This is a genomic window from Desulfobaculum bizertense DSM 18034 (assembly GCF_900167065.1).
GTDB lineage: Bacteria > Desulfobacterota > Desulfovibrionia > Desulfovibrionales > Desulfovibrionaceae > Desulfobaculum > Desulfobaculum bizertense.
Map to the genome: position 1 here is coordinate 393,995 of NZ_FUYA01000001.1, position 13,599 is coordinate 407,593.

Here is a 13,599-nt window from a genome sequence, read left to right on the forward strand (position 1 = left end):
TTTTTTTATGGCGCTACGATGCGGTGGGTTTCCTGTTGTTCTTGGATTGTGATGGTGATATGCAGTAAGGAGTGCTCGAGGGAAGGAGTTCCCTCATGAACGTGACATTTGAAATTGCAGGACCAAGTTGTGACCTCGCGTTGCATCCGATTTCTGAAAGCACTGCGCGCAAGATTGCAGATTTTGGACGTGGAATATACAAGCAGAAGTATCTTTCGTGGTGGCGAAAGGGGAATACTGCAACGTATGGGATGCGCTATTGTCCAGACTGCTGTGTGCGAGTCTTTGTCGACTCGGAGGCCGTACCCTTTGACGAGACGCGGATTACGCAAGACGTGACAACAATGCGTCGTCGGCTTTACCTGAATTCACGAGCCAAGTTTTTGGCTGTGCTGGGCTTTGATGACGAATTCTGCCGTTTCCGCTGGAAGTGGAATGATATTCAGGAATTTGATCCGGCAAAGTTTACTTTTAATGTGCAGCGTTGGGACAGGGTAATGGGAGAACCCAACTACTTTGTTATCGACAACGTGCTCTACGATGGACGCTGGGCAGACGCTGAAGACTGGTGTGACCCTGAGGGCTTTACCCTGATTGATCCTATTGTGATTGATTTGGAAGAAGTCCGGCGCGAACTTGCGCAGGAGCACCGGGTACCAGAACTTGCCTAGGAACCAAAAAAATGTGGGTCTTCCCTTTGGGGAGACCCTTTTTTTTGACGAAAAAAGTCAAAAAAAGCTCTAAAAACCTGAGCCTTGCACCTCTTTTTGTCGCATTTCGGTAACGTGGAATACAGGGGTAAAACTCCTGTGATGCCTAGTAAATTGTCAGAATAGATGCTAAAAGCTGGGAAAACAGAAAAACAGATTTATGTCGATTTGAGACGAAACGAAGGAAAGGTATGACTCAGTTTTTTGCATGGCTTGGAGCCTCGAGTATTGCGCTGGTTGCGGAACTGGGGCGTATTGCTCTTCTTTTTTGGGAAACGCTCCTCTGGACGTTCCGGCCGCCGTACCGCCTTCGCCTTTTTTTTCGACAAATGGAATTTATCGGCGTGTATTCGCTGTTTGTTGTTGTGCTGACCTCCCTGTTCACCGGGATGGTCCTTGCGCTGCAAACCTATTATGCCTTTCGCCTTTTTTCTGCAGAATCCCTTGTTGGGGCAACGGTTGCCCTGTCTATGACTCGTGAGCTTGGTCCTGTCATTACTGCCCTTATGGTCACAGGGCGGGCTGGCTCGGCTATTGCCGCAGAAATTGGCACCATGCGGGTGACCGAACAGGTCGACGCTCTGGAGGTTATGGCGGTCAATCCTGTGCAGTATCTTGCTGTGCCCCGCATTATTGCCGGGCTGGTGATGCTTCCGCTTTTGACGGCTATTTCAGATTTTGTCGGCATGGTTGGTGGCTATCTGGTTGGCGTCAGGATGCTTGGCATTAATGGCGGCATTTTTATGAACAAGGTCTATGAGCTTGTTGAGCTGAGCGACATTTATAACGGTTTGGTCAAGGCCGCCGTGTTTGGGGTGATTTTGACCCTTGTCGGCTGCTACAAAGGCTTTATGACGCATGGCGGGGCTGAGGGGGTTGGACGCTCCACGACGGATTCTGTGGTGTTGTCTTCCATTTTGATTCTTTCCAGTGACTATGTGCTGACGGCACTGATGATGTAATATGCAAGCAATAATTTCCTGCAAAGACCTGCATAAAAGCTTTGGTTCACAGCATGTTTTGCGTGGACTCAGCCTTGATATTGAGCCGGATTCCGTGACCGTCATTATTGGACGGAGTGGTGGCGGCAAGTCTGTTCTGCTCAAGCATATTGTTGGGCTGATGAAGCCTGACAGTGGAGAGGTGCGCATTGAGGGGCAGGACATCACTGGTCTTTCTGTTCGGGACATGGCGGATGTTCGCCGAGGCTTTGGTCTGCTTTTTCAGGAAGGGGCACTTTTTGATTCCATGACTGTGGAAGACAATGTTGCCTTTCCGCTCCGCGAGCATTCAGGACTCAGGAACAAAGAAATTTTAGATATTGTGGCCAGAAAGCTCTCTTCTGTTGGACTCGCAGATGCTGGGCACAAGATGCCTGCCGAGCTGTCTGGTGGCATGAGAAAGCGTGTGGGCCTTGCCCGGGCCATTGCGCTGGACCCGAAGATAGTTCTTTTTGATGAGCCGACATCCGGGCTGGACCCTGTCATGTCTGCGGCCATCAATGAGTTGATATTGCGAACCCGGGATGAGTTTGGTGCAACCTGCGTGGTGATTAGCCACGATATTCAGGCGACTATGGCTATCGCCGATACAATTTATATGCTTTACGAGGGTCAGATCATAGCGAGGGGAACTCCTGAAGAAATTCGGGCAAACCAGAATCCGGTTGTGCGTCAGTTTATTGAGGGGCGCGCAGACGGACCTATCGGTCTGGAGTAGTAGGGTAAACGCCATCGGGGTGGCGAAGTCGAGGGGAGACATCCTATGACAGGAAAATCAGGCGCCGAAGTCAAAGTCGGTGTATTTGTTTTTGTCGCAATACTGGTGCTGGCCTTTATGTCTTTTCAGGTTGGCGAGCAGAGTATGCTGCGCGGCGGAAGCTATGATCTTGATGTATATTTTGACAGCGTCACTGGCCTTAAGGAAGGTGCTCCTGTTGAGATTGCGGGTATTGAAGTTGGTCGCGTTCAGCGCATTGCGCTGGAAAACGGACGCGCTCGGCTGACGCTTGCTGTAGACGACAAGGTGAAGCTGCACGCTGACGTTGTGGCCCACATTATGACGCGCGGCGTTTTGGGCGACAAGTATGTTTCGCTGGAAGGCGGAACCGAGGCTTACCCTGTGCTTGCAGAGGGTGGCATGATTCAGCGTTCGGACCGCACTGCTGATCTGGAAGTTCTGATGAACAAGGTCGGCAAGATTGCTGACGATATCAGTTCTGTAACGAGCAGTGTGAGTGGCGTCCTTGGTGGTGAAAAGGGAAAGCAGGACCTGCAGATGACATTTGAGAGTATGCGGGACCTGACTGTGACCCTGAACCAGATGGTACAGCGCAATGTGGAAAGCATCGACATGATCGTTGAGAACATGCGTGAATTTTCTAAGGATCTTCGTGATGTCTCGACAGACAACAAGCGAAGCGTCAACACCATCATTAAGAATTTTGAAGTTGCCTCCGCAGACATGCGCCAGACCTTGGGCCAGATGAACAGCGTTCTGGGCAAGATCGACAGGGGGCAGGGCGCTGCGGGCCGTCTCGTGAATGACGAGGAAATGGGTGACAATCTTCACAGCACTGTGGCATCGCTGGAAAGCGTGGCCCGCAAGATTGACGAGGGCAAGGGTTCCCTTGGAAAGCTTGTGAATGACGACACCACAGCCCGTGAGCTGGACAAGGCGCTTGAGGGCATCAACACCTTCCTTGGCAAGCAGGAGCAGTTTAAGACCAGCGTTGATTTTTCTGCCGAGTATCTGGCTGATTCTGACAACGTGAAGACTTACCTCAATATGCTTATTGAGCCGTCTTCCAGTCATTTTTATATGATTGGTGTGGTGTCTGACCCCGGTGGGCGGACACGGAAAACCGAGACCATTACAGAGACCTCCATCAATGGCGGTCCCACGACGGTTGAGGTTGAAAACGAAGAGAAAACTGAAAAAGACCGTATTCTCTTCAATGCACAGATCGGTAAGCGCTGGGGTGATTTGGCTCTGCGCGGTGGCCTGATGGAGTCCACCGGTGGTGTCGGTCTCGACTATTATCTTTGGGATGATCGCATCAAGGCGTACTTTGAAGCCTTTGATTTTGACGACGATGATCCGCCGCATCTGAAAGCTGGTGCCAAGATTTATTTTCTCAAGAATTTTTACGCCACTGCTGGCTGGGATGATTTTGCCAGCGATTCTGGCAACAGCTCGTTCTTTGCTGGGCTTGGTCTGTATTTTACAGACGATGATTTGAAATATCTGATTTCGGGATCTTCGATCCCCATTGATAACTAAGAATGAAAATAGCACTTCTTTCCGATACACACGTTTTTGACGTGTCGCCGTGGTTCGAAGCCGTGTATGAGCGGTTCCTCGCTTCTGCTGATGTTTTGGTCCATTGCGGCGACATGTGCAGCTTTCCTGTCTGGAGTTACCTTTGCCAGCATCCGCAGTTTCATGCTGTTGCTGGCAACTGTGACGACGGCCTTCTCACAGCTGAACTTGATACCAGAGTTTCGTTTCGTTTTGACACATTGACTGTTGGTGTTGTGCATGGATACGGATACAAAAGTATCCCAAAACTATCTGCTAACCTAGCTGAGGCCTTTGGACCTGACTACGATCTCATTTGCTTTGGGCATACGCATAAACCCGAGTGGGAACGCTATGGTAGAACGTGGGTTGCGAATCCCGGAAGTATGCGAGAGGGTAGTTATGATCCAACTCTGGCGTATGTGCATCTGGAGTCTGACGGCTTGCGGTATGAGTGCATTCATTTGCCCGCAACGCGTGATGCTGTTTTAGCCTCCTGACCTGTACATGACGCGGGCCTCCCAGATGAGAGGACAGCTTCATGACTTTCCGCACTGAAAAGGATAGCCTCGGACCTCGCAAGGTCCCGGCCGATGCGTACTATGGTGTTCAGACGGTTCGCGCATTGGAAAATTTCCAGATTACTGGAATTCCGATTTCGCTTTTTCCTCGACTTGTTCAGGCTATCGCCTGCGTCAAAAAAGCCGCAGCGTACGCCAATATGGAGCTTGGTCTCTTGGATGAAGAACGCGGAAACGCCATCATTCAGGCGGCCCGCGAAGTACGTTCTGGCAAGTTCAACGACCAGTTCCCTGTGGATGTTATTCAGGGTGGCGCTGGCACTTCGGTAAACATGAATGCCAACGAAGTGATCTGCAACCGCGCTCTTGAAATCATGGGGCACGAGAAGGGTGAGTATCAGTATCTGCACCCCAACAACCATGTGAACCTGTCTCAGTCAACAAATGACGTCTATCCAACTTCCCTGAAAATTGCCCTGACCTGGTCGTGCGCTGACCTGTTTAAGGAACTTGATCTTTTGGTCGAAAGTTTTGAGGCCAAGGGCGAGGAGTTTGCTGACGTTCTCAAGATGGGGCGTACCCAGCTTCAGGATGCTGTCCCAATGACTTTGGGGCAGGAATTTGCTGCCTACGCAGTGACTATTCACGAAGACATTAGTCGTCTGCACGAAATTCTCCCATTCCTCACTGAGAGCAACATGGGCGCGACGGCCATTGGCACTGGCATCAACACTGTTGAAGGCTATGCCGAGGCTGTATGTCGCTTCCTTTCTGCTATTACAGATCTCGAAATTACTCCCGCCGTTAATCTTGTGGAAGCTACCAACGACACCGGTGCGTTTGTTCTTGTCTCAGGTATGCTCAAGCGTATTTCCGTGAAGCTTTCCAAGGTGTGCAACGACCTGCGTCTTCTTTCTTCCGGTCCGCACACCGGACTCAATGAAATTAACCTTCCCGCGATGCAGCCCGGTTCCAGCATTATGCCTGCCAAGGTGAATCCCGTTATTCCCGAGGCTGTGAATCAGGTCTGTTATCAGGTGATCGGCAACGACCTGACAGTGACAATGGCCGCCGAAGGTGGGCAGCTTGAGCTGAATGTGTTTGAGCCTATTATTGCGTTTAACCTTTTCCAGTCTGTCGACATGCTTGCCCGTGCATCCCTGATGTTACGCAAGCGTTGCGTTGATGGCATTACTGCCAATCGTGAGCGTTGTGCTGAGTTAGTTCATCGTTCCGTTGGTGCCGTCACAGCTCTTTCTCCCGTGATTGGCTATGAAGCCGCCGCTTCCATTGCCAAGGAGTCTGACAAGACAGGCCGTCCCGTCCTCGACCTCGTTGTTGAGCGGGGACTTCTTTCCCGGGATGAAGCAGAAAAGATGCTTGATCCCTTAGCGATGACTCGCCCTTCAGCGCGTTAGTGCTGGGTGGGTGAGTGGAGAAAGTTGGGGGCCTGCCCCAGCGCGTTAGTGCTGGGTGGGTGAATGGAGAAAGTTGGGGGCCTGCCCCAGCGCGTTAGTGCTGGATGGGTGGGTGGGGGAAGTTGGGGGCCTGCCCCCAAACCCCCGCGTAAGGGAATGATTCCCTTACGTATCCTCATCGAGTTTAAAAACCGTGCAAGCGAAGCTTGAACGGCTTTTAAACTTGTTGGGGCTACCTAAAGCGGCTTCTTTCTCTTTCCCGTGCGTTGCCACCATTTTCTTTCTGAACGCGAGCGTTCAGAAAGAAAATAAGTGCGGCAGAAAAAGGCAGAAGAACACGCGTTGAGGAAATTCCCCTAGCTCAAAAATTAAGGGCCGGATGTAGGGGAAAGCCAAGGGCTTTCACACATCCGGCCCTTAATTTTGGGCGATAGCGGGATTCCCAAGGGCCTCGTCCTTGGGCGGGGTCAAGGGGCAGCGCCCCTTGCAGAGGTGCGGGGACAGAGTCCCCGCCCACCACCCACGCGCCTCTTGCAGAGCACGAGACGGGGTCTCGTAATACAAAAAGCCCCTCCACAATGGAGGGGCCTCTTGAAGTCAGAATAGAAGGTAGTGTGAAGCGGTTCGGGATTAGCCGAGGAGCTTCTGAGCCATCTGGGGCAGGCTGTTAGCCTGAGACAGCATGGAGACAGCGGCGTTGGTTTTGATCTGCTGGCGAACGAACTCGGTCATTTCGGTAGCAACGTCAACGTCGGAGATGCGGGATTCAGCAGCGGAGAGGTTCTCGGACTGAATCTGCACATTGCTGATGGTAGCGCTGAGGCGGTTCTGCAGAGCGCCGAGGTTAGCACGGATGTTATCCTTGGAAGCGATAGCAGTGTCGATGGTATCGAGAGCACTTGCAGCGCCCTTCTGGGTGCTGAGGTCAGGAGAGTCAACACCGAGGGCTTTAGCGGTAGCACCGTTAACCTTCATGTCGTAGTAGTCTTCTGCAGCGTCGTCCTTGGTACCGAAGTGAACGCGCATAGCGCCTTCGTCCTTGGTTCCGTCGTATGCTTTGGAGAGGTTACCGTTCAGCATGTGGATGCCGTTGAAGTCGGTAGCGTTAGCGATACGAGTGATTTCGGAAGCCATAGCCTGGTACTCAGAGTTGATGATGACACGCTGTTCGTTGGTGTACGTACCGGTGGAAGCCTGTTCAGCAAGCTCTTTCATACGAACGAGCTTTTCGTCGATGACGCCGAGAGCGCCGTCAGCGGTCTGAATAGCGGAGATAGCGTCGTTAGCGTTACGAACGCCCTGGTTCAGAGCAGCAACGTCAGCACGCATCATTTCGCGAACAGCGAGGCCAGCAGCGTCGTCAGCGGCAGAGTTGACACGCAGACCGGAAGAGAGGCGACCAACAGACTTATTCAGTGCACCGTAAGACTGAGTCAGGTTACGGGAAGCGGTAGCAGAAGAAAGGTTGTGATTGATTACCAGAGACATAATGTTCCCTCCTTGGGATTCTTAAAACAGCGTCCTTGCTGTTATTTTCGTGAGTTGCCTATCTGTTCGGCGTGGAGGGAAAAAGCTTTAGAAAAAAATGAGACTTTTTTTAGAGAATCTCTGGAAAGCGGCACCAGTAAACGATTTTTGCGTATGAAAAAAATGAAAACAAATGCCTAATGCGCAGGGAAAAAAAGATAAAGCAGGTTGTGGGACGGAGAAAAGGGAGGAGAAACGGCTGGAAATGCCTCTTGCTGGGGGACAAAAACGTGGAGGAAGGCAGCTAGCGCGAAATTTCGACTGGGCTGTCCCAGACTGGGGAGGCAAAAATATTGCTGAGAATGGTGTCAGAAACAAGCATGCCCGTGCGAGAGAAAGAGATATGCCCGGCCTTGAGACGAATAAGCCCCTTGTTGTAGAGGGCAGTCATCATGGGCTTAAAATCGTGGCGAAAATCGCGACCTGTGAGCGCTTTGTAGCGGGCAAAGGGGAGGCCTTTTGCTGTGCGCAGGTGAAGCATGATGGCTTCTTTGGCTTGCGTAATGGCATCAAGGCGCTCAGCGCTGGACTCGGGACGGCCAGATTCTATGCTGTGCTGATACTCGTCTAACGTGAGCGGGTGCTGCCAGCGCAGATGTTTGACCGTAGAGACCGCAGAAGGGCCAATGCCGAGATACTCGCGGCCCTGCCAGTATCCGAGATTGTGGCGGCTGTGAAAACCAAGCTGGGCGTAGTTGGAAATTTCGTACTGAAGATAGCCCTCTGATTCGAGAAGGTCTGCGCCGTTGATAAACATCTTGGCCTGTTCATCATCCGTGGGCAGAACAATCTCCTTGTTGTCCCAGCGGCGTTCGAATTCCGTACCGGGTTCAATGCTCAGCCCATAACAGGAGAGATGGTCAGGGCGCCATGAAATGACCGTGTTGAGTTCCTTGAGCCACTGGGAAAGCCTTTGGCCGGGAAGTCCCCAGATCAGATCGACGCTCAGATTGGAAAAGCCTGCCTGTCGAGCAAGGCTGACTGCCTGCCGGGCCTGTTCGGGGCTGTGAGGGCGTCCCAAGAGGGCGAGCATCTCTTTGGACGTACTTTGAACTCCAAGGCTTAGACGGTTAAATCCAAGGCTCTTGAGGCCATTCAGGTATGTGAGCTGAGCCACGGAATCCGGGTTTGCTTCAAGAGTGCATTCAAAATCTGGAGCAAAGCGAAAATGCTTTTGCGCGGTGTTGATGATGCGTTCAAGCTGGTCAAGGCGTAAAAGGCTCGGAGTCCCACCGCCAAAGAACAGGGTTGAAACCTGCTGCTGTGGAAGTCGCTCTCCCCACAGGGTGAGTTCCTTGACAGCCAGCTCTGTGTAACGCTCCCGTTCTGCCTCACCTGATGTGGTGGAGTGAAATGCACAGTAGTGGCATTTGCTTTTGCAAAAGGGGACGTGAACATAGAGCAGCATGGCGGTGGTTTCCGTTTTTAGCGTTTAGAGAAGGGATTTGCGGCGGCTTGGTGCCGGGCGCAAAATGGCCCAGATAACGAAGCAGACAAGGGATGCTATTCCACCGTGGGCAAGGGCAGGTACGACAAAGACCTGAAGCCTGTCGAGCATGGAGGTGGAGAGAATCGCGGTCGCTCCAGAGTGAGCAAGCGGGCTAAACCACAGAAAAAGTGTGTAGGCATAGCCGCTGGATATCATGTTGATAATAGCCATGTAGGCCCCTGCGTGAATCAGCATCCACAGAATGGAGCTTATCAGACGATGGGAGCGCATGAAAATCGGGGCGAGAAAAAAAGCAGGAATGCCTGCGGCCACGAAAGACATGTACATGGGCCAGGTCACGGGGCTGTGAAGCAGCGTCGTTGTGTAGAGTGTTTGTCCTATCATAAGTGAATGGAACCTGTTCGGTACAATTGGGGTGAGTTGGAGAATGGGAGGCAACGGCCAAAACGGGCCTTATGCGTTGCGCAGCTCGTTCTGGTACCGCTCATTTTCACTATACAGGCAGCCACAGTATTGCTGTCTGTAAATGCCCCATTCTTTTGAGACCTCAATCCCTTCTTTCCAGCCTTCACGAAAATCCTGATAGTGGAATTTGGCGGGGCAGCCCACCTGCAGGTCGCGTCCAAGGGAGGCGATTGCATCGTGTTTTTGGAACTTGCTGTAAAGCAGGGTTGTGGTGAACCTGTCGAATCTCCCACGCCCGGCGATCTGAGCCGTGCGTTCCATCCGCATTGCATAGCAGTGGAAGCAGCGGTTCTGTTCGCGGAATGTAATGGCGCGGAAGTACTTCTGCGGGTCATATTCCTCATCTTTTACAATCACCCGAATCCCCATGCGCTCTGCGACTTCGAGCGCTCCATCCCTGCGACGCTTATATTCCATAAGGGGATGGATATTAGGGTTGTAAAAGAATCCGGTTACTTCAAAGCCCTGTTCCTGCAAACGCCGGATTGGGGCTATGGAACATGGACCACAACAGATGTGGAGAAGGATACGAGGCATAATGATTCCTGAAAAAGCGCGGCGTCAGAAAGACGCCGCGCAGATGGTTCAGACTTTTGGGATAAAGCTGAACTTCACGTTGTGCTCTGTCTCCATGTTGTGGAGCTTGCTCAACTTGTTGTTCAGCAAATAGTGCATAATGTCGGGATGACATTCATAATTGAGCACTGTCGGATTTGGCGCTCCCTGCGTGGGGGTGTGCGCCCAGATCTTTGCATACAGCTCTCGGATTGCATTGACGGCCTGCCATTCCAGATTTCTCCGGACGCCAGTGCCGCCGCAGTGCGGACAGCTCTCGGTGCTGGTGGACAGGGCGGAAGAGCCAAGGCGCTGACGAACGAGTTCGAGCAGGCCAAAGCGGGACAGACGCCCAACGTCCGTGCGTGCGCGGTCTTTTTTGACCTCAAGGCGCATGGTACGTTCCACTTCGCGACAATGGGATTTGTCCTTCATTTCGATGAAGTCAATCACGATCTGCCCGCCGATGTCGCGGAGGCGAATCTGTCGGGCAATTTCGCGGGCAGCTTCGATGTTGGTCAAAAGTGCCATGTCGCGGAAATTTGTTTTGCCACCGATCTTGCCAGAGTTGATGTCCACAGCGGTCAGCGCCTCTGTGGTATCAAAGACAAGGCGGCCACCAGAGGGCAGGGTGACTTCACGGCTGTAAAGTGCCTGCACCTGCTTGTCAACGTGGTTGCTTTCCCACCAGGATTTGCCCTGCTCACGGAGATTGTAATATTTCAGGCGATTGAGGCGGCGGGGAGCAATAATCTGCATCAGCTCGCGAACGCGTTCAATGGTCTCTTCGTGGTCAACGTAGACCTCGGTGATGTCGTTATCCATGTAATCACGGATGGCACGGCCGGAGAGGTCGATCTCTGCAAAAAGCTGAGAGGGGGGGGTGGATTTTTGCGCAGAGTCGCGGGCGTTGGTCCAGAGCTTTTTCAGAATCTTCAGATCACGAATAAGGCGGGTTTTGCTGGCGCTTGCTGCTGCGGTACGCACAATCACGCCAAGGCCGGTGCCGAGATCCTGTTTCTGGACGAGTTCCCGCAGGTCTTTTCTGACGTTTTCGTCGGTGATCTTGCGGGAGATGCCAATCTGTTCACGACCGATGGTCAGCACGAAGTAGCGGCCCGGGAAGGAAAGATAGGTGGTCAGGAATGCCCCTTTTTTTCCTGTGGGTTCCTTGACGACCTGCACGAGGACGAGGTCGCCTTTGCGCATAACGTTCTGAATCGGTGGAAAGCGGGGGCGTCCGGAAGATTCGGACTGCTGGACGTGGAAATATTCGGGGTGGATTTCATCAATCTGCAAAAAGCCGTTTCGCTCGGCGCCGTAGTTGATGAATGCAGCCTGGAGGCTGGTGTCGATGTTGTTGACCACGCCGACGTAAATGTTGCCGCGGGTCTTTTTCTGATTAAACAGTTCGACGTAATATTCTTCGAGCACACCGTTTTGGACAATGCCCATTTCGATGCGTTCCTCGGCCAGAACACTGATGTTCATTACCTTGGAGTCTGCCATAAAAGAGCCTCTGTAGTAGAAAAATTGATGGATGCAAGCGGTGGAATTTTCATGAGACTACTCTCTGACAGCGGAAAAAAATTTGTCATCACCTTCCAGCCTGAACAAAATCTGGTTGTCCTTTTCGAGCTGGAGAAGGGCCTCATCCACGACGTGCAACGCTATTTCTAGCGCCGTGGCGAGCTGGGGTGCTGTCTGAGGGCGTCTGGAAACTGAATTCAGGATCAGTTCCATCGCTGTCGGAAGTGGGAGTTCCCGCCCGTTTTCGAGATCGGTTTCCCCATCATCCTCTAAAATATCTTGGGCGTTCCGACACGCCACTGTATGCTGACAATCAGCATCGGCAGATGCTGCGGAAGAGAGTTCTTTCTTCCAGAGCGAAAGCTGCTCCGCAGAAACTGGCGATGCTGCACGCATGGTTCCGGGTCTGGTCATGGTCACGACGTCCACTCTGTCTGGGCGCAGTTCGGCAATAAACTCGCGCAGCAGCGTTCTGTTTTCGTCGGAGTCATTGACGCCTTTCACAAGCAGGACTTCCAGATAAATTTTTCCGGTAAACTGCTTTTTGAATGCCAAGAGTCCAGAAGTAAGCTTGTGGACATCAAGGGATGCGTGCTGTCTGTTAACGTGCCGCATCTCTGCGGGCACAAGAGTATCTATTGACGGCAGAATCACGTCTGCCTCAAGAAGTTCTGTTCTGACGTCTTCGTCATAAAACAGCGTCGAGTTTGTGAGTACCGCAACTGGGGTATTCGGGAAAAGCTTTTTCACACCGTGGATGACGGCGCCCATTTCGCTATTCAGGGTGGGTTCACCCTGTCCCCCAAGGGTAACAAAGTCCGGGTGCTGCGGTGCGCGGGTTTTCCAGTCTGCAAGTTCTGCCAGAATGTCAGCGGCAGGAACATATGCCTTTCGTTCTGTCGTCAGGCATGTTGTCTTTCCGACTTCACAATAAATGCAGTCGAGTGAGCAGATAGCGTCTCCAACGAGATCCAGACCAAGTGAAAGACCAAGGCGACCGGAGTGTACCGGTCCGAATACATATTTATATCCCATCGTCACAAAACCTCTTATACTCAATTTGCCGGCTATGGGAAAGAGGCTTGACTTTCCGTGCCGGGGACAATACCTCACGGGTCTACTTTGGAGGATATTATGCTTGAACCCGGTCAACTGGTACTGCTCATCAGCCCGAAGGGCAAGCGTTACATGAAGGTCCTTGATCTTGAAAAGGACCTGCATACGCAGGAAGGCATTCTGCTGATGGCTGATGTAGCCAAGGCAGACTATGGTACCATCGTACATACGCACCTTGGACGCCCGTTCCGAGTGGTGCGTCCTACCCTCTCGGATATGGTCAAGGGCGTACGCCGCCAGACACAGGTACTGTACCCCAAGGACATCGGCTACTTGCTGGTGCGTCTTGGCATTGGTGCCGGTAAGACGGTTATTGAGGCTGGCAGCGGCTCCGGCAGCCTGACGGTTGCCCTTTCGCACACTGTTGGCAACGACGGCCGGGTGTTCACATATGAACGCCGTCCCGAGTTTGCAGAACTGTGCCGCAGCAACCTTGATCGTTACGGTCTTGGCGCGAATGTGACACAGGTCATTGGCCATGATGTCGCAGAAGGCTTTGTTCGCAACACAGAAGAAGAGGGCACACGTGCAGACGCACTGTTCCTCGACGTCCGTACTCCCTGGGAGTATGTGCACCTGATTCCCGCAGCAATCAAGCCCGGTTCTCCCGTGGCTTTCCTGCTGCCGACGATTTCTCAGGTGAGCGATCTGCTCAAGGCGCTTGAGGCTGCCCCGTTTGCAGACCTTGAGGTTGCCGAAATTCTGGTTCGCCGCTGGAAGACTGTGCCAGATCGTATGCGTCCTGATGACCGCATGGTGGCCCACACAGGTTTCCTCGTTTTTGCCCGCCATCAGGAAGGCAATGATGAGTTTGAAGCCGCGCGTCCGCTTGGGACTCGTGAGCGCAAGCAGCAGAAGGCACGCGAAAAGCGCCTTGCTGCCGAAGCAGCAAAAAATTCTGACGCCGAAGGCGAAGGAAATCAGGAAGAATCAGCATAAAAATGGGGTAAAACCTGTTTTGTGCCAATTCTGAACGGTTATAATTGATTTGCTCCAGTTTTTGTCGT

At 52.4% G+C, this 13,599-nt stretch carries 13 protein-coding genes; 7 read left to right on the forward strand and 6 right to left on the reverse strand.

The features are described 5' to 3' along the window. Positions 1-95: 95 nt before the first annotated feature. The 6 genes from B5D23_RS01820 to aspA all read left to right on the forward strand — a co-directional run bounded on the left by B5D23_RS01820 (position 96) and on the right by aspA (position 5,949). Positions 96-671, forward strand: a complete 576-nt coding sequence (locus B5D23_RS01820; protein ID WP_078683680.1) for a hypothetical protein — start codon at positions 96-98, stop codon at positions 669-671. A 230-nt stretch (positions 672-901) separates the two neighbouring features. Beyond that, positions 902-1,672, forward strand: a complete 771-nt coding sequence (locus B5D23_RS01825) for an MlaE family ABC transporter permease (protein WP_078683681.1) — start codon at positions 902-904, stop codon at positions 1,670-1,672. Between the two features lies 1 nt (position 1,673). After that, the gene (locus tag B5D23_RS01830; RefSeq protein WP_078683682.1) at positions 1,674-2,429 is read left to right on the forward strand and encodes an ABC transporter ATP-binding protein; all 756 of its coding nucleotides are present in this window, start codon (positions 1,674-1,676) and stop codon (positions 2,427-2,429) included. Between the two features lie 45 nt (positions 2,430-2,474). After that, entirely contained in the window at positions 2,475-3,992 is a 1,518-nt protein-coding gene (locus tag B5D23_RS01835) for an MlaD family protein (RefSeq protein WP_078683683.1), read from the forward strand. A gap of 2 nt (positions 3,993-3,994) precedes the next feature. Beyond that, the gene (locus B5D23_RS01840; RefSeq protein WP_078683684.1) at positions 3,995-4,510 is read left to right on the forward strand and encodes a metallophosphoesterase family protein; all 516 of its coding nucleotides are present in this window, start codon (positions 3,995-3,997) and stop codon (positions 4,508-4,510) included. Positions 4,511-4,551: 41 nt separating this feature from the next. Beyond that, positions 4,552-5,949 (forward strand): aspartate ammonia-lyase, encoded by a 1,398-nt coding sequence (aspA, locus tag B5D23_RS01845; RefSeq protein ID WP_078683685.1) that lies wholly within the window; start codon positions 4,552-4,554, stop codon positions 5,947-5,949. Positions 5,950-6,579: 630 nt separating this feature from the next. On the opposite strand, the gene B5D23_RS01850 is transcribed toward aspA, so the two are convergent. The 6 genes from B5D23_RS01850 to B5D23_RS01875 all read right to left on the reverse strand — a co-directional run bounded on the left by B5D23_RS01850 (position 6,580) and on the right by B5D23_RS01875 (position 12,511). Further along, positions 6,580-7,437 (reverse strand): flagellin N-terminal helical domain-containing protein, encoded by an 858-nt coding sequence (locus B5D23_RS01850; RefSeq protein WP_078683686.1) that lies wholly within the window; start codon positions 7,435-7,437, stop codon positions 6,580-6,582. A 283-nt stretch (positions 7,438-7,720) separates the two neighbouring features. Further along, on the reverse strand, positions 7,721-8,884 hold the full coding sequence (gene hemW, locus B5D23_RS01855) for a radical SAM family heme chaperone HemW (RefSeq protein WP_078683687.1): 1,164 nt from the start codon (positions 8,882-8,884) through the stop codon (positions 7,721-7,723). Positions 8,885-8,908: 24 nt separating this feature from the next. Then, positions 8,909-9,310, reverse strand: a complete 402-nt coding sequence (locus B5D23_RS01860) for a hypothetical protein (RefSeq protein ID WP_078683688.1) — start codon at positions 9,308-9,310, stop codon at positions 8,909-8,911. Between the two features lie 69 nt (positions 9,311-9,379). Continuing rightward, positions 9,380-9,928: an epoxyqueuosine reductase QueH gene (locus B5D23_RS01865; protein ID WP_078683689.1), complete on the reverse strand. Its 549-nt coding sequence runs from the start codon at positions 9,926-9,928 to the stop codon at positions 9,380-9,382. 48 nt (positions 9,929-9,976) lie between these two features. Next, positions 9,977-11,455, reverse strand: coding sequence for an Rne/Rng family ribonuclease (locus tag B5D23_RS01870; protein ID WP_078683690.1), 1,479 nt, complete (start codon positions 11,453-11,455; stop codon positions 9,977-9,979). 57 nt (positions 11,456-11,512) lie between these two features. Next, complete coding sequence (locus B5D23_RS01875) at positions 11,513-12,511, reverse strand: radical SAM protein (RefSeq protein ID WP_078683691.1); 999 nt, start codon at positions 12,509-12,511, stop codon at positions 11,513-11,515. 99 nt (positions 12,512-12,610) lie between these two features. On the opposite strand from B5D23_RS01875, the gene B5D23_RS01880 reads away from it, so the two are divergent. After that, positions 12,611-13,531, forward strand: coding sequence for a tRNA (adenine-N1)-methyltransferase (locus tag B5D23_RS01880; protein WP_078683692.1), 921 nt, complete (start codon positions 12,611-12,613; stop codon positions 13,529-13,531). The last annotated feature ends 68 nt before the right edge of the window (positions 13,532-13,599 follow it).

Bases quoted from the DNA above. Each gene is read 5' to 3' on its own strand.
- B5D23_RS01820 (WP_078683680.1), top strand. From the start codon at position 96: ATGAACGTGACATTTGAAATTGCAGGACCAAGTTGTGACCTCGCGTTG.
- B5D23_RS01825 (WP_078683681.1), top strand. From the start codon at position 902: ATGACTCAGTTTTTTGCATGGCTTGGAGCCTCGAGTATTGCGCTGGTT.
- B5D23_RS01830 (WP_078683682.1), top strand. From the start codon at position 1,674: ATGCAAGCAATAATTTCCTGCAAAGACCTGCATAAAAGCTTTGGTTCA.
- B5D23_RS01835 (WP_078683683.1), top strand. From the start codon at position 2,475: ATGACAGGAAAATCAGGCGCCGAAGTCAAAGTCGGTGTATTTGTTTTT.
- B5D23_RS01840 (WP_078683684.1), top strand. From the start codon at position 3,995: ATGAAAATAGCACTTCTTTCCGATACACACGTTTTTGACGTGTCGCCG.
- aspA (WP_078683685.1), top strand. From the start codon at position 4,552: ATGACTTTCCGCACTGAAAAGGATAGCCTCGGACCTCGCAAGGTCCCG.
- B5D23_RS01850 (WP_078683686.1), bottom strand. From the start codon at position 7,437: ATGTCTCTGGTAATCAATCACAACCTTTCTTCTGCTACCGCTTCCCGT.
- hemW (WP_078683687.1), bottom strand. From the start codon at position 8,884: ATGCTGCTCTATGTTCACGTCCCCTTTTGCAAAAGCAAATGCCACTAC.
- B5D23_RS01860 (WP_078683688.1), bottom strand. From the start codon at position 9,310: ATGATAGGACAAACACTCTACACAACGACGCTGCTTCACAGCCCCGTG.
- B5D23_RS01865 (WP_078683689.1), bottom strand. From the start codon at position 9,928: ATGCCTCGTATCCTTCTCCACATCTGTTGTGGTCCATGTTCCATAGCC.
- B5D23_RS01870 (WP_078683690.1), bottom strand. From the start codon at position 11,455: ATGGCAGACTCCAAGGTAATGAACATCAGTGTTCTGGCCGAGGAACGC.
- B5D23_RS01875 (WP_078683691.1), bottom strand. From the start codon at position 12,511: ATGGGATATAAATATGTATTCGGACCGGTACACTCCGGTCGCCTTGGT.
- B5D23_RS01880 (WP_078683692.1), top strand. From the start codon at position 12,611: ATGCTTGAACCCGGTCAACTGGTACTGCTCATCAGCCCGAAGGGCAAG.